The sequence below is a fragment of the Paraburkholderia sacchari genome (assembly GCF_000785435.2).
Taxonomy (GTDB): Bacteria; Pseudomonadota; Gammaproteobacteria; order Burkholderiales; family Burkholderiaceae; genus Paraburkholderia; species Paraburkholderia sacchari.
In genome coordinates, this window is sequence record NZ_JTDB02000002.1 from 1,025,055 (window position 1) to 1,042,046 (window position 16,992).

A 16,992-nucleotide genomic window follows, 5' to 3' on the forward strand; every position below is an offset into this window, starting at 1 on the left:
GGTCAGCTCCCCTGGGACGTGCGCTGGAACATCGCGCGCGTGAAGAGCGGCCGGTTGCGCACGCGCAGCCAGAACATGAAGACGACAAGCGCGAACACCACGACGTGCAGCACCACGAGGCCGACGCCGAACGGCATCTTGCCCTGCTCGATCTGCGATTGCACGACGTTGAGCAGGTTCGAGTAGGTGAGGTAGATCAGCACGGCCATCACGAGATTGATGGTGCGCCCGCGGCGCGGGTTCTGATACGCGAGCGGGATCGCCAGCAGCATCAGGTTGATCGCGATGAGCGGCAGGCCCGCGCGCCATGCGAATTCGCCGAGATTGTCGCCGCCCGGATTGCGCAGCAGGTCCGGCGTGGAGGTGCTGCTCGCCGTGGGCGTGGCGACCACGGGCTGGCTCTGGACCTTGACGCCGTAGCGCTGGAACTCGGTGATGCGGAAGTCGGGGTGGCCGGGTTCGCCGTCGTAACGGCGGCCGTTCTCGAGCACGACGAAGCGGTCGCCGTTCTTCGCGGTTTCGGTGTGGCCGGTCTTTGAGACGATCACGTTGACCTTGCCGTTTTCCGTGCTCGTGACGAATACGTTGTCCACGCGGCCCTTGTCGGGGTTCATGCTCTCGATGAAGAACACGCGGTGCGAGGTGGGCGATTCGCGGAACTGGCCGGGCGCGAGCAGCGATACTTCATCGCGCTGCTGAAAGCGCGCGCGAATCAGCTTGCTTTGCGCGTTCGACCACGGCCAGCCGATGAAGGCGAAGAACACGATCATCAGGATGATCGGCGTCGAAAAAACGGCGATCGGCTTGATGAGGCGCGTGAGGCTCACCCCGGAGGCGAGCCACACGACCATTTCGGAATCCTTGTACCAGCGCGTGAGCACAAACAGGATCGACACGAAGAGCGTGACGATCAGCATTACCGCGAGATAGCCGATCACGGTCAGGCCGATCAGGACCAGCACGTCGCGCGGGTCGATCTGGCCGGAAGCCGCGAAGCCGACGATACGAATCATCATCGTCGTCAGCATGATCGTGAGCAGAACCATGAACACGGCGCCGGCCGTATACGCGAGTTCTCGCTGCAGGGAACGTTCGAAGATCATTGTTGATGAAGAGGGCGGGCGGCCCGCGCCGGGCGGCGCGCGCAACGGTCCGGGAGCCGCCGCGGGAAAAATAGCGGATAATTGCGGCTTTCATCCTAAGCCCTGATTTTATCCGAGGACAAGCGCGATGGACTTTAGCATAAAAGCCTGTGACTGGAGCAAAGGCGGGGAAGGTCCCTTCCTGACTGGCAAGTCGGATTGCGTCGTGGTGGGCGTCTTCGAGGCGCAGACCCTTTCGGGCCCGGCATTCGTGATCGACAGCGCCATCGGCGGCGCGATTGTCCGCCTCGTCAAGTCCGGCGACATCGACGGCAAGGCCGGCTCGACGCTGTTTCTGCCGGAAGTGGCCGGCATCGGCGCTTCACGCGTGCTGCTCGTCGGCCTCGGCAAGCAGGATGCATTCGGCCAGAAGGCCTATGGCGAGGCCGTCAAGGCCGCGTGGCGCGCGATTCTCGGCACGAAGATCGCTCAGGTCACGTTCACGCTTGCACAGCAGCCCATCAAGGATCGCACGAGCGACTGGGGCGTGCGCGCGGCAATCCTGGCGCTGCGAAACGAGACCTACCGCTTCACGCAGATGAAGAGCAAGCCCGACGTCGCGCAGCGCGCGCTCAAGCGCGTGGTCTTCAGCGTCGACGCGGCCGAGGAAAAGGCCGCGAAGCTCGCCAGCAAGCAGGCCGTGGCGCTCGCCAACGGCATGGACCTCACGCGCGACCTCGGCAATCTGCCGGGCAACGTCTGCACGCCCACGTACCTCGCGGCCACGGCCAAGAAGCTCGCGCGCGACTGGAAGCTCAAGGTCGAAGTGCTCGGCCAGCGCCAGATCGAAGCGCTCAAGATGGGCTCGTTTCTTTCTGTTACGAAAGGCTCGGTCGAGCCGCCGCAATTCATCGTGCTGCACTACCAGGGCGCGAGCGCGAAGGCCGCGCCGGTCGTGCTGGTGGGCAAGGGCATCACGTTCGATACGGGCGGCATCTCGCTCAAGCCCGGCGAGGGCATGGACGAGATGAAGTACGACATGTGCGGCGCGGGCTCGGTGCTCGGCACAATTCGCGCGGTTGCCGAAATGGGCCTGAAGCTCAACGTGATCGGCATCATTCCCACCTGCGAGAACATGCCCGCGGGCAACGCCACGAAGCCCGGCGACATCGTCACGACGATGGCGGGCCTCACGGTCGAGGTGCTCAACACCGACGCCGAAGGCCGCCTGATCCTGTGCGACGCGCTCACCTACGCCGAGCGCTTCAAGCCGGCCGCCGTGATCGACATCGCCACGCTCACGGGCGCCTGCATTATTGCGCTCGGCCATCACAACAGCGGCCTGTTCTCGACCGACGACGCGCTCGCGGGCGAGCTGCTCGACGCCTCGCGCGAGGCCAGCGATCCGGCGTGGCGCCTGCCGCTCGACGAAGAGTATCAGGACCAGCTCAAGTCGAATTTCGCCGATCTCGCCAATATCGGCGGGCGTCCGGCAGGCAGCGTGACTGCGGCGTGCTTCCTCTCGCGCTTCACGCAAAACTATCCGTGGGCGCATCTCGACATCGCGGGCACCGCATGGAAGAGCGGCGCGGCGAAGGGCGCGACGGGCCGTCCCGTGCCGCTGCTCGCGCAGTTCTTGATCGATCGGGCCGCGGACGGTCGCGCAGGGCAATGACGCGCATCGACTTTCACACGAACGTCGGCAATTCGCTGATGTACGCGTGCCGGCTCGTGCGCAAGGCGTACCAGGCCGGCCAGCAAGCTGTCGTGCTGGCCGAGCCCGCGCGCCTGCGCGCGTTCGACGAGATGCTCTGGACTTTTTCGCCACTCGACTTCGTGCCGCACTGCATGGCCGGCAGCGCGCACGCCGCGCAAACGCCCATTGTGCTGGCCACGGATCTCGAGCAGGCGCCGCATCATGGCGTGCTTCTCAACCTCGGCGCGGCGGTGCCGCCGCAGTTCGCGCGCTTCGAGCGCCTGCTCGAAGTGATCGGCGACGCGCCCGAGGAGCTTGCCTCGGGCCGCGAGCGCTACCGCTTCTACCGCGACCGCGGCTACGCGCTGAACAACTACAAGCAGGGCGCTTGACCCCCATTGAACCCGGCACGCCGGTTGCTTGTCTCTCCTTTATTGTTTGATCGAAATCCGAAGGAGGCGATCGTGTCCGATTTTCATCGCGCTGATGAACCCGAGATCCCGTTGCTGAATGAACCGCTCGTGCAGGGCAACCTGCTGCGCGGTCGTCATGGGTCGCCGTTCGAGACCGTGTCGGCACAGCCGTCCACACCTGCGCCGAGTCCTGGCGTGTCCGCCGAAGTTCCCGATAGCCCCCTTCCGCCCGACGCCGAGGCGCTCGTCGAACGGCTCAGCGGACGGGCCATGAGCTGGCTCACAGGCGATGGGCGCGGCGTGATCGAGGCGCGCTGCGCCGCGGCGATGCAGGAGCACGCGCACTGGATCGTCGGGCAGGTGTCGCGCGAAATCGGTCTCGCGCTCGAAGCTGAATTGAAGGGCTGGGTGAAGGCTGCAGTGCGCGAGGAACTGGCCGCGCGCGCGGCGCAATCGACGCCGCCGGAGGCTTGAAGCGGTTTTGAGCGGGCCGGTGCCGGTTATTTGAGCGTCAGGATCCAGTTCGCGAGCGAGGCCGCCTGGGCGGAAGTCAATTGGGTGTTCGCCGGCATGGGCACCGAGCCCCACACGCCGTTGCTGCCTTCCAGGATCTTGTGTACGAGATAGCTCTGGGCTTCGGGCTTGTCCGCGTACTTCGCCGCGACGTTGTGCAGCGACGGGCCCATGAAGGTGCGGGTTACCGAATGGCAGCTCATGCAGTTCTGCTGTTGCGCGAGTGCAAGCCCGCTCGGGCCGGGACCGTTCTGTGCGTGAGCGCTCGTCGTGGCCAGCGCCAACGCCAGCGCCAACGCGGCAACGGGCGTCACCGTGTCGTTCTTCGCGTGCGACTTCAGTTTCATACTGGTCTCCACCAGCTTGGTCGCCGGCTGTGTGGTCGCATTATAAGAGCAAAGGGCGCACGGTCCGCGCGCCCTCCTTATGGCCTCTCCGGGGCCGCTGCGAGGCCTTCGCGTTGCGTTGATTTTTCCGCATACCGCGGAACTGATCGTTCTCAGCCCGCAGGTCTTCAACCCCGAGTTCTCAGCCCGTGACCGCGCCCTTGTTCGCCGGGCGCGCCAGCGCCGCGTATTTCGCGAGCACGCCCCGCGTGTAGCGCGGCGCTGGCTGCTTCCATGCCGCGCGGCGGCGCGCGAGTTCGGCGTCGTCGATATTCAGTTGCAGCAGCAGCTTGTGCGCGTCGATGGTGATCGAGTCGCCCTCCTGCACGAGCGCAATCGCGCCGCCTTCGAACGCCTCGGGCGCGACGTGGCCCACCACCATGCCCCACGTGCCGCCGGAGAAGCGTCCGTCGGTGATGAGGCCCACCGATTCGCCGAGCCCCTTGCCGATGATCGCCGAAGTGGGCGCGAGCATCTCCGGCATGCCCGGGCCGCCCTTCGGGCCGAGGTAGCGCAGCACGACTACATCGCCGGCCTGGATCTTGTCGGCGAGGATCGCTTCCATTGCGCTTTGCTCGTCGTCGAATACGCGCGCCGGGCCCGTGATCACAGGGTTTTTCAGGCCGGTGATCTTGGCGACGGCGCCTTCGGGCGCGAGGTTGCCCTTGAGGATCGCGAGGTGGCCTTCCCTATACAGCGCCTGGTCGATCGGAAAGATGACCTTTTGATCGGCGCGCGGCTTCGCCGGCACGTCCTTCAGTTCCTCGGCGATGGTCTTGCCGGTGATGGTCATGCACTCGCCGTGCAACAGGCCCGCGTCGAGCAGGATCTTGAGCACCTGGGGAATGCCGCCGGCCTTGTGCAGGTCGGTCGCCACATACTGGCCCGAGGGCTTCAGATCGCAGATCACCGGCACTTTCTTGCGCATGCGCTCGAAGTCGTCGATGGTCCAGTCGATTTCCGCCGCGTGCGCAATGGCAAGATAGTGCAGCACCGCGTTGGTCGAGCCGCCCGTGGCCATGATCAGCGCCACGGCATTCTCGATCGACTTCTTCGTGATGATGTCGCGCGGCTTGAGATCCTTCTTGACCGCTTCGACGAGCACGCGCGCCGACTCGGCGGCCGAATCAACCTTTTCCTCATCGGGGTTGGCCATCGTCGACGAATACAGGAGCGACATGCCGAGCGCCTCGAACGACGAGCTCATCGTATTGGCCGTGTACATGCCGCCGCACGAACCGGTGGACGGGCACGCGTTTTTCTCGACACCCTCGAAGTCCTCTTCGGTCATGCGACCCGCGGTGAACTCGCCCACGGCCTCGAATGCCGACACGATGGTCAGATCCTTGCCCTTCCAGTTGCCGGGGCGGATCGTGCCGCCGTACACGTAGATGCCGGGCACGTTGATGCGCGCGAGCGCGATCATTCCGCCGGGCATGTTTTTGTCGCAGCCGCCGATCACGACCACGCCGTCCATCCATTGGCCCTGCACGCAGGTCTCGATGCAGTCGGCAATCACTTCGCGCGAGACGAGCGAGTACTTCATGCCCTCGGTGCCCATCGACATGCCGTCCGAGATCGTGGGCGTGCCGAAGATCTGCGGGTTGGCGTCCGCGCCCTTGACGGCCGCGACGGCCGCGTCAGCGAGGCGCTGCAGGCCCGCGTTGCAGGGCGTGATGGTCGAGTGGCCGTTGGCGATGCCGATCATCGGCTTGTCGAAGTCGGCCTTTTCATAGCCGAGCGCGTAATACATCGACCGGTTCGGCGAGCGGGCGACGCCTTGCGTAATGTGCTTCGAACGACGGTTGTAGGCCATGGGGACGCTCCGTGACAGTGTCTCGAATCTTGTCGGTTGCCGGGCTTGGGGCTCAAAGGAAATGCGCCGGCTTGTGCGAAGAAGAATGGAGTTTCACGAACACAATGTCCAATATATTCTCCGCGCCATCGGTCCCCGAATCTGCAGTGAGCCCGCAGTGAGCCGCCCGGGGAAGTGCGCGGGGGCGTGTTTCGGTTCATGCGTGCGCGTCTCGGCGATAATGTGTCGCCGCAGCACGCGATGCGAACTGCGCAGCGTTGAAAACGTCCAACGCTCGCGCCGCGCATTTTTGTGCTGATTTTACAACTCGATTTCAAACCTCACCGCCGACAAGCACTGATTCCACGATGCTCATCCACCCGAATTTCGACCCCATCGCCATTCATCTGGGGCCGCTCGCCGTGCGCTGGTACGGCCTCATGTATCTCGTCGGCTTCATCCTCGCGATCGTGATCGGCCGGCTGCGCCTGCGCCTGCCGTACGTGGCCGCGCAGGGCTGGACCGTCAAGGACATCGACGACATGCTGTTCTACGGCGTGCTCGGCACGGTGCTGGGCGGGCGCCTCGGCTATGTGGTGTTCTACAAGGCGAGCTGGTACTTCGCGCATCCGCTCGACATCTTCAAGGTATGGGAAGGCGGCATGTCGTTCCATGGCGGCTTTCTCGGCGTGACCTTCGCGATGGTCTTGTTCGCGTGGCAGCGCGGGCGCACCTGGCTGCAGGTCACCGACTTCGTCGCGCCGATGGTGCCCACGGGTCTCGCCGCGGGGCGTCTTGGCAACTTCATCAACGGCGAGCTGTGGGGCCGCGTGACCTCGCCGGACGCGCCGTGGGCCATGCTGTTCCCGGGCGCGGCCAACGACGACGCCGCGTGGCTTTCCGCGCATCCGCAGCAAGCCGCGCAGTGGCATCTGAACGACGTGTTCGCGCAATATCATTTGCTGCCGCGTCATCCGTCCGAGCTCTATGAAATCGCGCTCGAAGGTGTTGCGCTCTTCATCGTGCTGATTCTGTTCGCGCGCAAACAGCGTCCCGTGGGGGCGATCTCGGCGATGTTCCTGATCGGCTATGGTCTCGCGCGCTTCACCGTGGAGTTCGCACGCGAGCCCGACGATTTCCTCGGCCTGCTCGCATTGGGCTTTTCGATGGGGCAATGGCTCTCGCTGCCGATGATCGTCGCGGGCGTGCTGATGATGATCTGGGCGTATCGCCGCGCCAAACGCGGCAACGGTGCGCAGCAGGCCATGGGCGCCAGGAGCTGATGTCGCATTGAGGTGACTCGCGCTGCACTGAGCGCACCATGAAGAAAGCCACGGTTTTGCCGTGGCTTTCTTTTTTTGCGGTGCGCCTCGCGCGCGTTACTTCATCTGCACCGAGCCCGACACGTTGACTGTGACGGTGGACGTGCCGCCTTCGAGCGGCACCGGCGGTGCTGCCTTCGCGTCGGCCGACATGGCGCGCGCGCTCATCATCATCAACGGACGCGGCATCACGCCTTGATGGCCCACATTCACGTCGCGGACCGTGTAGCCGCTATAGCCGAATGCGCGCGCATTCGCGGCCGCCTGCTCGCGGAACGAAGCGATTGCCTGGCCCGAGAGCTTCTGCTCGGCGGCGCGCTGGGCCTCGGGCGAGAGCGAGAACTGCACGTTGCCCACCTGCATCACCGAAGCAATATCGCCGGCGAGTTTCGAGGCGGCGGAGAAGTCGTGCGATTCGAGCACGACTTCCGTGCGGCCGCGCCATGCCGAAATGCGCCCGTCGCGATCGGTTGACGGATAGATCGAGAACTGGCCCGAGCGCGCGGTCACGCCCGCGACGCCCTTGGCTTTTTGCAGCGCCTGGTCGGCGCGCTGATTGAGCGTGGCCGTGAGCGATGCGGGATCCTTTGCTTCCTGCTCGTAGAACAACGTAATCGTGACGACGTCCTGCGGGACTTCCGCGCTTGCCTGGGCGGAAAGCGACAGCACGCCCGCCGGTTGATAGCGCGCATCGCTCTGCGCGAATGCGGCGCCCGGCGCGAGCGTCATGGCAAGCGGCACAGCGGCGGCGAGTGCGGCGGCGAGCGTGACGACAGTTTTTCTCTTCATATTTGGGCTCCTGGCAGAACAGATTCGCAAAACGGCACGTGCGTGCCGTTTGCGTGTTCGTTAGGCGGGGTGGGCCGCGCAGGGTTCCCGCCGGAGCAGGGCGGCTTTGCAGTCTTTAAAGATTGACGCAGGCGCGCTTACATTAGCCGCCTGGTGATGAAGTCCCATTCGGCCTTGGTGACCGGCGTGATGGACAGGCGATTGCCTTTGGCGAGCACGCGCATGTCTGCGAGTTCCTCGTGCTCGCGCAGCGCGGCGAGCGCAATGAGCGGGCACTTCTTCTTGAACACCACGTCGACGAGCATCCAGCGCGGCGTTTCCTGCGTGGATTTCGCGTCGTAATAAGGGCTCTTCGGATCGAATTGCGTGGGATCGGGATATGGCGTGGACGAGACTTGCGCGAGACCCGCGATGCCGGGCTCGGGGCAGCTCGAATGGTAGAAGAGCACGCCGTCGCCGATCTGCATGGTGTCGCGCATGAAATTGCGCGCCTGATAGTTGCGCACGCCAGTCCACGGCAGCGTGCGCTGCGGGGCGTTCGCGAGATCGTCGATGCTTGCTTCGTCGGGTTCGGACTTCATCAGCCAATAGCGCATGAGTCGAAGTAACACGTCGGAAGTGGAGGGGGAAACAGCGTTGGCGCAGTGAACACGGAACGCCAAAAGGGAAGCACAAAAGGAAAACGGCATCGGACGTAAGTCCGATGCCGTTTGAATAGGTCCCCGCCTTAGCCGCTAGGCCGGCATCCTGAACCGGAGGTTCAGAATTGGTCGCAGTTAGCAGCACTTTGGGTACATCAGACTAGTGACGCGCACGCCCGTGCTACAAATTTCCGCAACCGTGCACATGGCATTGGTTCAAGGAATATATGACCTTGGCGAACCAGGCAGGGAAGCTGACTAAACTGTTTCTCTTTGCTGCAGGAGGAAACGTCTTGTGGACCTTTCCGTTGAGCATCACTGTAGCGCGATTTTAATCCTTTATGTAGCGGCTTTTATTGAACGCCGTACTGCTGGATGACTGCGCCAAGCTGCTCATTCATTTGGTGCATTGTACGACGGATTTCTTCCGCTGGGAATGCTTCGCCGTGCCGCACGCTGGTCTGCAAACGCAGCAATTCCGACGCGATCGAGAGCGCGGCCATCACAGCGATGCGGTCCGTGCCGCGCACGTTGCTGTGATTGCGGATCTTCGACATTTCCGCGTCCACGCGCGCCACGGCTTCGAGCAACGCGTTTTCGGTTTCCGGCGAACAGGCGAGGCGATAGCTTTGGCCGAGAATCGTCGCTTCGATCTGTTTGGTCGTCATGCATTTTCTCCGTGGCGAGCCGCGTTGTCGTCGTCAGCGTTTTGCGACGGCCCGAGCAAGTCGAGCTGGTTGTCGCGCTCCGCGCCCGTGCGTGCACGCGGCAGCTTTTCGAGGATTGCGTTCAGACGGACCTGGGCGTCGTCGATCTTGGCCGAGAGCCCATCTCGCTCGGCCTGCAGCGCGTTGCGCTCTTCGCGCACCTGGTCGAGTTCGGCGCGGGTCGCTTCGCACTGCGCCTGCAATTGCGCAAGTTGCTCTTCGAGCGCCACGCGTGCTTCATGATGGCGCTGATTAATCTCGATCAGCCGCCCGATGTTTTGTGAGAGTGTTTCGAGTTCGTTGAGCATCTGCTGCGTCCTCTAAAGACAGGCATTCTAGCGCGGATTGTCGCGTATTCCGACAACTGCGACGTTTCCAGACGTAACAGCACCGCTTCATGTTGGCTTCTTGCCGTTTTTGGACCGACATGGGCCGGCAGGCGACAGCCGGGAACGCGTTTTGCGCCGTGCGAGGGCCGGCCCTCATATCGCGGTTGTCGCCGCGTTTCGCGCAATAATGACGCTTTCTTGACGCTCGCACGGGGCCCTCCTACACTTGCCAGCCTCCGTTTCGCCCTCTAACGATCGCGCGTGTCAGTGTCCCGGGATCGACCCCTTTCGACGATGCGAACCGTCAACTCCGATAAATCGCGCGGCACCCATGCGCCGGCTTCGCCGCGCGCTTGCGGCGCCAATGTGCTGCGTCGCACGATGAATGCGCGCCGCGCGGCAACGATCTGGTGCGTGCTTGCCGTGGCCGCGCTCGCGGTCTTCGTGGCGTCGCTCGCGATCGGCAGCGTCCCGGTGACGTTCGCGCAGGCGCTGCATGCGCTCGTGCCCGCCGCACCGGGCGCTACGGCTGCACAAAACGCCAACGACATGGCAAGCGAGGTCGTGCGCACGCTGCGCTTGCCGCGCGCGCTCGGCGGCTTCGCGTGCGGCGCGCTGCTCGCGCTCGCGGGCGCGCTGCTTCAGGTGCTGTTGCGCAATCCGCTCGCCGAACCGTACGTGCTGGGCGTTTCGGGCGGCGCTGCCGCGTTCGCGCTGGTGGCGATGATCGCGGGCGCCGCGTGGTGGGCCGTGCAGACGAGCGCTTGTGCGGGCGCTTTCGTGTCGATCCTGCTCGTGCTCGGCCTCGCGCGCCGCGAGCTTTGGCGTGGCGAACCGCAGGACAGTTCTCCGCGCCTGTTGCTCACGGGCGCGGTGACGGCGGCGGGGTGGGGCGCGCTGATCACGCTGCTGCTGACGCTCGCTCCCGAAGCAAGCCTGCGCGGCATGCTGTTCTGGCTCACCGGCGACCTTAACGGCGCGGGCATGCCATGGTCAGCGCTGATTGCGCTTGCGCTCGTGCTTGGATTCGGCGTGAGCGCAGCGCCCCGCCTGAACGTGCTGCTGCGCGGCGACGCGGCCGCCCAGGCGCTCGGCGTGCCGGTGCTGCGCTTGCGTGTGGGTGTTTATCTCGCGGCATCGCTCGCGGCGGCGGCGGCCGTCACCACGGGCGGCACCATCGGCTTCGTCGGGCTCGTCGTGCCGCACATGTTGCGGCTCGCGTTCGGCAACGACCAGCGCATGCTCGTGCCGGCGGCCGCGCTCGCGGGCGGTCTCGCAGTGATGGGCGCCGATCTCGTAGCGCGCACGATTGCCGCGCCCACGCAGTTGCCCGTGGGCGTCGTGACCGCGCTCGCGGGCGTACCGGTGTTCCTGTGGATGCTGCTCAAGAGGCGCACGCCATGAGCATCGACGCCAGCCACCACGCTTCAGGTCACAACCCGGCCTACGAAAAGCCGCTGCTCGCTACGCATGCGCTTACGTTGCGCACGGGCGCGCGCACGCTGATCGAAGGGCTCACGCAGTGCTTCGATGCGGGCGAGATCTGGTGCGTGGCCGGCGCGAACGGCGCGGGCAAGACCACCTTGATCGCAACGCTCGCGGGCCTGCGCGAGAGCGCGGCGGGCCACGTCGAAGTCGACGGCATTGCGTTGCGCGACTGGCAGCCGGTGCGCCTGGCGCTTCGCCGCGCATTGATGCCGCAAGACGTGCGCGACGCATTCAGCGCGAGCGTGCTCGACACGGTGCTGCTCAATCGCTATCCGCACCTCGTGGGCTGGGGCTGGGAAAGCGAGGAGGATCGCGCCGCCGCGCACGCCGCGCTTGCGACGCTCGGTCTTGAAGCCTTCGCCGCGCGCGATGTGCTCTCGCTTTCGGGCGGCGAGCGCCAGCGCGTCGCGCTGGCGGCGGTGCTCTGCCAGGGCGCGCCGCTTTTGCTGCTCGACGAGCCGCTCTCGCATCTGGACCTGCATCATCAGATCGCCTGCATGGAAGCGCTTTCGCACTGGGTGAATACCGGGTCGCGCGTGGTCGTGTTTTCCTGTCACGATCTCAATCTTGCACGGCGCTACGCGACGCACGCCCTGCTGCTCGACGGCCGTGGTGGCTGCTTCGCGGGTCCCGTGCGCGACGTGCTCACGGCGGAGCGCGCGAGCGCGGCCTTCGGCCACCCCCTCAGGCTGATCCGTGAGGGCGTGCACGAGGCGCTCGTGGCTGCTTTCGAACTTCCACGCGAGCGCTGACGCCTTCTGCGCGCGAGCGGTATTGAACCGCGCGTTGAACCGCGCATTGAACCGAACTGAAACCAACATGACTTCAACGCTTTCCGAATTGCTGGCTGTCGAGCCGCTCGATCCGTCGCTGCGCAACGCGCTTCAGCACCTCATCGACTCCAAGACCAAGCCCCCCGGCAGCCTCGGTCGACTCGAGGCGCTCGCGCGCCAGCTCGGCTTGATCCAGCGCAGCACGCGCCCGAGCGTCGAGCGTCCCGTGATGATCGTGTTCGCTGGCGACCACGGCATCGCCAACGAAGGCGTGAGCCCGTATCCGCAGGCAGTGACCGCACAGATGGTCGCGAACTTCATCGCGGGCGGCGCGGCCATCAACGCGTTCAGCGCCGTGGCAGGACTCGAGCTGGAGATCGTCGATGCCGGGGTTGCAACCCCATTGCCGCCTCTGCCGCCGTTAGCTGACATTTCAAGGCTCGTCTCGCTGCCGCTCGCGCGCGGCACGCGCAACTTCGCGCACGAACCCGCGATGACGCGCGACGAGGCCATTGCCGCGCTCGCGGCGGGCGCGGCGCGCGTGCGTCATCACGCGGCGCTCGGCACCAACGTGATCGGTTTCGGCGAGATGGGCATTGCGAATACGTCATCGGCTGCGTGCCTGATGAGCCGCCTGTGCGGCGTGCCCATCGACGAATGCGTGGGGCGCGGCACGGGGCTCGACAACGCGGGCCTCGCGCGCAAGCGCAACGTGCTCGCGGCGGCGCTCGCACGTCACCCGAATGCGCGCGAGCCGATCGATGTGCTCGCAACCTTCGGCGGCTTCGAGATCGCGATGATGGCGGGCGCGTTTCTCGAAGCGGCGCGCCAGCGCATGGCGATTCTCGTCGATGGTTTCATCGCGACTTCGGCGCTGCTGGTGGCGGACGCGCTCGCGCCGCACGTGCGCGAGTATTGCGTGTTCGCGCATGCGTCGAACGAGGCGGGGCATCGGCGCATGCTCGATCATTTCGGCGCGCGCGAACTGCTCGCACTCGATCTGCGTCTGGGCGAGGGCACGGGCGCCGCGCTGGCCGTGCCGCTCCTGCGCGCGGCCGTGGCATTTCTCAATGAAATGGCGAGCTTCGAGTCCGCCGGCGTGGACGAGAGCGAGCGTGGGCATTGAATCCGCTGGCGGAACTGCGTTACTTCTTCACGGCGCTCGGCTATTTCACGCGCGTGCCGGTGCCGCGCTGGGTCGGCTTCGAGCCGCAATGGCTGAACGCGGCGGCGCGCTATTTTCCGCTGGTGGGCGCGTTGATCGGCGCGCTGGCGGCGCTTGTTTACCTCGCGGCGCTCCACGTGTTTCCCGCGAGCGTGGCGGTGCTGCTCTCGATGGCCGCGACGCTGCTCGCGACGGGCGCATTCCATGAAGACGGCCTCGCCGATTGCATCGACGCATTCGGCGGCGCGTATCAGCGCGAGGACGTGCTGCGCATCATGCACGACTCGCGCATCGGCGCGTTCGGCGCCATCGGCATCGTGGTCTCGCTGGCGCTGAAGTGGCAGACGCTTGCCGCGCTGCCGCCGTTGCGTGCCGCCACGCTCATGATCGCCGGCCATGCGGCGAGCCGCGCGCTCGCGATCAGCTACCTCGTCTCGCTCGATTACGTGCGGCCCGAGGGCAAGGCCAAGCCGGTCGCGCAACGCATGAGCGCGCTCGCGCTCGCCTGTGCGTTCGTGTTCGGCCTGCCGTGGCTCTTCTGGCCCGCGTGGCCGGACTGGCGCGCGGGCGTGGCCACGCTCGCGGTGCTCGGCATGCTGCGCTGTGGGCTCGGGCGGTATTTCGTGCGGCGCATCGGCGGTTACACGGGCGATTGCCTCGGCTTCGCGCAGCAGGTGTTCGAGCTCGCGATCTATTTGATGGGGCTCGCATGGATCTCGTCCTGATTCGTCATCCTGCCGTGGCGGTGGAGACGGGCGTGTGTTACGGCAAATCCGACGTGGCGCTTGCCGCAGCCGCCGATGCCGGCGCGGCGTCGATTGCCGCTCGCCTTGCGGCGCTCGACGTGCGCGCGCCGCAACGCATCGAAACGAGTCCGCTTGCGCGTTGCGCGAGCGTGGCACGGGTGCTCGGGCAGATGCACGACGGCGTGGCTCCGCATGAAGATGCGCGTCTTGCGGAGATGGACTTCGGCGCGTGGGAGATGGAGCGCTGGGACGCCATCGAGCGCGCGCAGATCGACGCCTGGGCCGCCGACTTCGAGCATGCGCGCGCGCATGGCGGCGAGAGCGTCGCGCAGTTCTACGCGCGGGTGTCGGCGTGGTTCGATGGGCTCGATGCCGGGGCGCACGAGCGCGTCTGGGCCGTTGCGCATGCGGGCGTGATTCGCGCGGTTGCCGCGCGCGCGTTAGACTTGCCGTTCGCGCGCTGCGCCCGCTGGCCGCTCGGCATGGCGGCGATCGTCACGTTGCGCCGCGAGTCGTCGGGCGGCGAGTGGCTGCTCGCACGCTGGAACGCGTGACATGCGCCGCCGGTTTATTCGGATCCCGGATTAATTCGCGGTGCTCGCATCACGCGAACGCGCGCGATCGAGATCCTCGCACAACTGCGCCGCGCCTTGCGCGATGCGCGGCCCGGGCCGCGTGAGCAGATCGCCGTCGATGGAGAAGAGATTGCCGCGCGCCACAGCCTGCACCTGGGGCCACGCGCGCCAGTGCGCGAGCGCGGGCAGCGGCTGGTCCGGCGCCGTCGCGCCTTGCGACGCGGTAATGATCGCATCGGGATTGGCGGCCAGCACGGCTTCGGTGGAGAGCGTGGGCACCAGCGGGCGCAGCGCGGCAAAGACGTTGCGTCCGCCGCATAGCGCGATCACGTCGCTGATCATGTGCTCGCCGTTGATCGTCATGAGCGGCCGGTCCCAGACTTCGTAAAACACCTTCACCGGCGCGCGCAGCGAGTAACGCGTGCGCAATTGCGCGATCGTGCGGCGATACGCGAGCGCCGCTTGCGCAGCGGTTTTTTGCGTGCCTAGCAGCGCGCCGAGCCGCGTGAGCGAGGTTGCCACGTCGTCGAGCCGATGCGGCTCGCTGAAGAAGAGCGGGATGTGCAGCTCGCGCAGGCGGTCGATTTGCTGCTGCGCATTGCCATGCCGCCATACGACGATCAGATCGGGCTTGAGCGCGGCGATGCGTTCGAGGTCGAACGCGCGGTTATCGCCGACGCGCGGCACGCTTTGCGCCTGCGGCGGGTAATCGCTGTAGGCGACCGCGCCCACGAGCTTCGCGCCGCCGCCCGCTGCGTAGATCAACTCGGTTGCGTGCGGCGAGAGGCTGATGACGCGTTGTGCGGGCGCGGCGAGCGTGACGGTTTCGCCGGCATCGTCGACGGCGCTGATTGTGGCGGCGCAGGCGGTTCCGGTTGCGAGTGCAGCGCAAGCGGTGCAAGCCGCGACGAAGATGCGGGTCGAGAGACCGATCCACGCGTCCCGGGCCATGCCATATCGCTGTGCGGCTTCGCGCAGATTGCCGCCGTGCGCGATCATGCGCGCGGCGGTGTCGAGTTGTACCTCAGACATGGGTTGCCACGCTCAGGAAAGCCAGTGCAAGGAGCACGGCGAGCCAAAGGATCGTCGTGCGCTCGACCAGACGCAACGCGGCAGCCACGTCTTCGGCGCGCGGCGGCGCGCCCGCGCCGAGCGCGGGACGTTCCTCCACGGCGCCGTGGTAGACCGCCGCGCCGCCCAGCAGCACGTTCAGGCTGCCCGCGCCGGCGGCCATCACCGGACCCGCGTTCGGGCTCTCCCAGCGCGGCGCCTGCTCGCGCCAGCAGCGCAGGGCGGCGCGCGTGTCGCCGAGCAGCGCATAGCCCGCGGCCGTGAGGCGCGCGGGAATCCAGTTGAGCCCGTCGTCGATGCGCGCGGCCGCCCAGCCGAAGCGCAAAAAGCGCGGCGTGCGATATCCCCACATGGCGTCGAGCGTGTTGGCGAGGCGAAACGCAAGGGCGCCGGGTCCGCCCGCAATCGCGAACCAGAACAGCGCGCCGAAGATCGCGTCGTTGCCGTTTTCGAGCGCGGATTCGCAGGCCGCGCGCGCAAGCGCGGTCGCGTCGGCGTTCGCGGTATCGCGCGAGACGATGCGCGCGGTCAGCGTGCGTGCGGCGCTGAGGTCGCGTTGCGCGAGCGCATGCGCAATCGGCGCGATGTGCTCTTCGAGGCTGCGCGCGCCGAGCGCGAACCACAGCAGCGCGATATGCAACGTCCACGCGAGCGGCCAGGGCAGCACGGCGCACAGCAGCGCCGCGAGCCCAACGGGCGGCGCAACGGCCAGCAGCCAGGCCGCGAGGCCGAGCGGGCGGCCGCGCCGGCCGGTGTTCAGCCGTTTTTCGATGTGGTTCGCGAGCTTGCCGAACGCAACCAGCGGATGCGCGTGGCGCGGCTCGCCAAGCCAGCGGTCGACGGCTACGCCCGCCACGGCGAGGGCGGCGGTGGCGGGCAGGCTCAGTGCCGTCAGCACGATGGCGGCGCTTTGAGCACGAGCGGCAGACCGGCCGCCACGAGCGTCGCGCGGTCGGCGAGCGCGGCGATGCGCTGGTTCAGGCGGCCAAGCTCATCGACGTAAAGGCGCGTGGCCGCGCCCATCGGCACCACGCCCATGCCGATCTCGTTGCTCACCACGAGCACGGCGCAGTCGGCGCGCCTCGCGCGCTCGCAGGCGGCGGCAAAGGCGTCGAGGCGGGCACGCCAGTCGGGCAGCGGCGTCTCGGACTCGGGCGGGCACAGCAGGTTGGCGAGCCAGAGCGTGAGGCAGTCGATCAGCACGCATTGGCCGGGTGTGGCTGCGGCGTTAAGCGCACCGGCGAGATCGTGCGGCGCGACGATCAGCTCCCAATGGGCGGGCCGCCGCGCGCGATGATGCGCGACACGCGCGGCGAATTCGGCATCGGCGTGCTCGCCGCCAGGCATGCTGGCGGTGGCGATATAGGTGACCGGCAGGCCACTTTCGGTGGCGAGGCGTTCGGCGTAGGCGCTCTTGCCAGAACGCGCGCCGCCGACAATGAAGGTGAGGTCGCGGGAAATCATCGTGCGATTGTAGCGGCTAGTCTTTCGTCAGATCGAT

At 66.5% G+C, this 16,992-nt stretch carries 19 protein-coding genes and 1 other RNA gene; 9 read left to right on the plus strand and 11 right to left on the minus strand.

Going from position 1 to position 16,992, the window contains the following annotated elements; all coding sequences use genetic code 11:
* Positions 1–2: 2 nt before the first annotated feature.
* Positions 3–1,103 (minus strand): LPS export ABC transporter permease LptF, encoded by a 1,101-nt coding sequence (lptF, locus tag NH14_RS11305; RefSeq protein ID WP_035527456.1) that lies wholly within the window; start codon positions 1,101–1,103, stop codon positions 3–5.
* A 127-nt stretch (positions 1,104–1,230) separates the two neighbouring features.
* On the opposite strand from lptF, the gene NH14_RS11310 reads away from it, so the two are divergent.
* The 3 genes from NH14_RS11310 to NH14_RS33850 all read left to right on the plus strand — a co-directional run bounded on the left by NH14_RS11310 (position 1,231) and on the right by NH14_RS33850 (position 3,665).
* Positions 1,231–2,757, plus strand: coding sequence for a leucyl aminopeptidase (locus tag NH14_RS11310; protein WP_035527454.1), 1,527 nt, complete (start codon positions 1,231–1,233; stop codon positions 2,755–2,757).
* Positions 2,754–3,170 (plus strand): DNA polymerase III subunit chi, encoded by a 417-nt coding sequence (locus tag NH14_RS11315; protein WP_035527452.1) that lies wholly within the window; start codon positions 2,754–2,756, stop codon positions 3,168–3,170. The genes NH14_RS11310 and NH14_RS11315 overlap by 4 nt, the downstream gene beginning before the upstream one ends.
* Positions 3,171–3,242: 72 nt before the next feature.
* Entirely contained in the window at positions 3,243–3,665 is a 423-nt protein-coding gene (locus NH14_RS33850; RefSeq protein WP_244143441.1) for a DUF2486 family protein, read from the plus strand.
* Positions 3,666–3,691: 26 nt separating this feature from the next.
* Here NH14_RS33850 and NH14_RS11325 read toward each other — a convergent pair whose 3' ends face one another.
* Together NH14_RS11325 and ilvD are read right to left on the minus strand one after the other, a co-directional pair.
* Positions 3,692–4,051, minus strand: coding sequence for a c-type cytochrome (locus NH14_RS11325; RefSeq protein ID WP_052148085.1), 360 nt, complete (start codon positions 4,049–4,051; stop codon positions 3,692–3,694).
* A 181-nt stretch (positions 4,052–4,232) separates the two neighbouring features.
* The gene (gene ilvD / locus NH14_RS11330; protein ID WP_035527449.1) at positions 4,233–5,906 is read right to left on the minus strand and encodes a dihydroxy-acid dehydratase; all 1,674 of its coding nucleotides are present in this window, start codon (positions 5,904–5,906) and stop codon (positions 4,233–4,235) included.
* A gap of 347 nt (positions 5,907–6,253) precedes the next feature.
* Here ilvD and lgt point away from each other — a divergent pair, with 347 nt between their 5' ends.
* On the plus strand, positions 6,254–7,168 hold the full coding sequence (lgt, locus tag NH14_RS11335) for a prolipoprotein diacylglyceryl transferase (RefSeq protein ID WP_035527446.1): 915 nt from the start codon (positions 6,254–6,256) through the stop codon (positions 7,166–7,168).
* Between the two features lie 96 nt (positions 7,169–7,264).
* Here lgt and NH14_RS11340 read toward each other — a convergent pair whose 3' ends face one another.
* The 5 genes from NH14_RS11340 to NH14_RS11360 form a co-directional block, all read right to left on the minus strand.
* Positions 7,265–7,996 (minus strand): SIMPL domain-containing protein, encoded by a 732-nt coding sequence (locus NH14_RS11340; protein ID WP_035527444.1) that lies wholly within the window; start codon positions 7,994–7,996, stop codon positions 7,265–7,267.
* 137 nt (positions 7,997–8,133) lie between these two features.
* Positions 8,134–8,592 (minus strand): EVE domain-containing protein, encoded by a 459-nt coding sequence (locus NH14_RS11345; RefSeq protein ID WP_035527441.1) that lies wholly within the window; start codon positions 8,590–8,592, stop codon positions 8,134–8,136.
* 119 nt (positions 8,593–8,711) lie between these two features.
* A non-coding RNA gene (ssrS, locus tag NH14_RS11350) (6S RNA) lies at positions 8,712–8,892 on the minus strand.
* A 98-nt stretch (positions 8,893–8,990) separates the two neighbouring features.
* The gene (locus tag NH14_RS11355; protein ID WP_035527438.1) at positions 8,991–9,305 is read right to left on the minus strand and encodes a cell division protein ZapA; all 315 of its coding nucleotides are present in this window, start codon (positions 9,303–9,305) and stop codon (positions 8,991–8,993) included.
* The gene (locus tag NH14_RS11360; protein ID WP_035527436.1) at positions 9,302–9,652 is read right to left on the minus strand and encodes a hypothetical protein; all 351 of its coding nucleotides are present in this window, start codon (positions 9,650–9,652) and stop codon (positions 9,302–9,304) included. The genes NH14_RS11355 and NH14_RS11360 overlap by 4 nt, the downstream gene beginning before the upstream one ends.
* A gap of 402 nt (positions 9,653–10,054) precedes the next feature.
* Here NH14_RS11360 and NH14_RS11365 point away from each other — a divergent pair, with 402 nt between their 5' ends.
* From NH14_RS11365 to cobC, 5 genes are all read left to right on the plus strand, one after another.
* Complete coding sequence (locus NH14_RS11365; RefSeq protein WP_035527646.1) at positions 10,055–11,077, plus strand: FecCD family ABC transporter permease; 1,023 nt, start codon at positions 10,055–10,057, stop codon at positions 11,075–11,077.
* Positions 11,074–11,913 carry an ABC transporter ATP-binding protein gene (locus NH14_RS11370; protein WP_052148084.1) on the plus strand — a complete coding sequence of 280 codons (840 nt, stop codon included), beginning with the start codon at positions 11,074–11,076 and terminating at the stop codon, positions 11,911–11,913. Before NH14_RS11365 ends, NH14_RS11370 begins: the two co-directional genes overlap by 4 nt.
* A 67-nt stretch (positions 11,914–11,980) precedes the next feature.
* On the plus strand, positions 11,981–13,060 hold the full coding sequence (gene cobT / locus NH14_RS11375; RefSeq protein WP_035527433.1) for a nicotinate-nucleotide--dimethylbenzimidazole phosphoribosyltransferase: 1,080 nt from the start codon (positions 11,981–11,983) through the stop codon (positions 13,058–13,060).
* Positions 13,057–13,824 (plus strand): adenosylcobinamide-GDP ribazoletransferase, encoded by a 768-nt coding sequence (locus NH14_RS11380; RefSeq protein ID WP_176329243.1) that lies wholly within the window; start codon positions 13,057–13,059, stop codon positions 13,822–13,824. The genes cobT and NH14_RS11380 overlap by 4 nt, the downstream gene beginning before the upstream one ends.
* A complete protein-coding gene (gene cobC / locus NH14_RS11385) occupies positions 13,809–14,399 on the plus strand; it encodes an alpha-ribazole phosphatase (RefSeq protein WP_035527430.1) in 591 nt (196 codons plus the stop codon). Before NH14_RS11380 ends, cobC begins: the two co-directional genes overlap by 16 nt.
* Before the next feature lie 30 nt (positions 14,400–14,429).
* On the opposite strand, the gene NH14_RS11390 is transcribed toward cobC, so the two are convergent.
* From NH14_RS11390 to cobU, 3 genes are all read right to left on the minus strand, one after another.
* Positions 14,430–15,371 carry a cobalamin-binding protein gene (locus NH14_RS11390; protein WP_084225515.1) on the minus strand — a complete coding sequence of 314 codons (942 nt, stop codon included), beginning with the start codon at positions 15,369–15,371 and terminating at the stop codon, positions 14,430–14,432.
* Between the two features lie 73 nt (positions 15,372–15,444).
* On the minus strand, positions 15,445–16,386 hold the full coding sequence (cbiB, locus tag NH14_RS11395; protein ID WP_035527636.1) for an adenosylcobinamide-phosphate synthase CbiB: 942 nt from the start codon (positions 16,384–16,386) through the stop codon (positions 15,445–15,447).
* On the minus strand, positions 16,383–16,955 hold the full coding sequence (cobU, locus tag NH14_RS11400) for a bifunctional adenosylcobinamide kinase/adenosylcobinamide-phosphate guanylyltransferase (RefSeq protein WP_035527427.1): 573 nt from the start codon (positions 16,953–16,955) through the stop codon (positions 16,383–16,385). The genes cbiB and cobU overlap by 4 nt, the downstream gene beginning before the upstream one ends.
* Between the last annotated feature and the right edge of the window lie 37 nt (positions 16,956–16,992).

Bases quoted from the DNA above. Each gene is read 5' to 3' on its own strand.
- lptF (WP_035527456.1), bottom strand. From the start codon at position 1,103: ATGATCTTCGAACGTTCCCTGCAGCGAGAACTCGCGTATACGGCCGGC.
- NH14_RS11310 (WP_035527454.1), top strand. From the start codon at position 1,231: ATGGACTTTAGCATAAAAGCCTGTGACTGGAGCAAAGGCGGGGAAGGT.
- NH14_RS11315 (WP_035527452.1), top strand. From the start codon at position 2,754: ATGACGCGCATCGACTTTCACACGAACGTCGGCAATTCGCTGATGTAC.
- NH14_RS11325 (WP_052148085.1), bottom strand. From the start codon at position 4,051: ATGAAACTGAAGTCGCACGCGAAGAACGACACGGTGACGCCCGTTGCC.
- ilvD (WP_035527449.1), bottom strand. From the start codon at position 5,906: ATGGCCTACAACCGTCGTTCGAAGCACATTACGCAAGGCGTCGCCCGC.
- lgt (WP_035527446.1), top strand. From the start codon at position 6,254: ATGCTCATCCACCCGAATTTCGACCCCATCGCCATTCATCTGGGGCCG.
- NH14_RS11340 (WP_035527444.1), bottom strand. From the start codon at position 7,996: ATGAAGAGAAAAACTGTCGTCACGCTCGCCGCCGCACTCGCCGCCGCT.
- NH14_RS11345 (WP_035527441.1), bottom strand. From the start codon at position 8,592: ATGCGCTATTGGCTGATGAAGTCCGAACCCGACGAAGCAAGCATCGAC.
- NH14_RS11355 (WP_035527438.1), bottom strand. From the start codon at position 9,305: ATGACGACCAAACAGATCGAAGCGACGATTCTCGGCCAAAGCTATCGC.
- NH14_RS11360 (WP_035527436.1), bottom strand. From the start codon at position 9,652: ATGCTCAACGAACTCGAAACACTCTCACAAAACATCGGGCGGCTGATC.
- NH14_RS11365 (WP_035527646.1), top strand. From the start codon at position 10,055: ATGAATGCGCGCCGCGCGGCAACGATCTGGTGCGTGCTTGCCGTGGCC.
- NH14_RS11370 (WP_052148084.1), top strand. From the start codon at position 11,074: ATGAGCATCGACGCCAGCCACCACGCTTCAGGTCACAACCCGGCCTAC.
- cobT (WP_035527433.1), top strand. From the start codon at position 11,981: ATGACTTCAACGCTTTCCGAATTGCTGGCTGTCGAGCCGCTCGATCCG.
- cobC (WP_035527430.1), top strand. From the start codon at position 13,809: ATGGATCTCGTCCTGATTCGTCATCCTGCCGTGGCGGTGGAGACGGGC.
- NH14_RS11390 (WP_084225515.1), bottom strand. From the start codon at position 15,371: ATGGCCCGGGACGCGTGGATCGGTCTCTCGACCCGCATCTTCGTCGCG.
- cobU (WP_035527427.1), bottom strand. From the start codon at position 16,955: ATGATTTCCCGCGACCTCACCTTCATTGTCGGCGGCGCGCGTTCTGGC.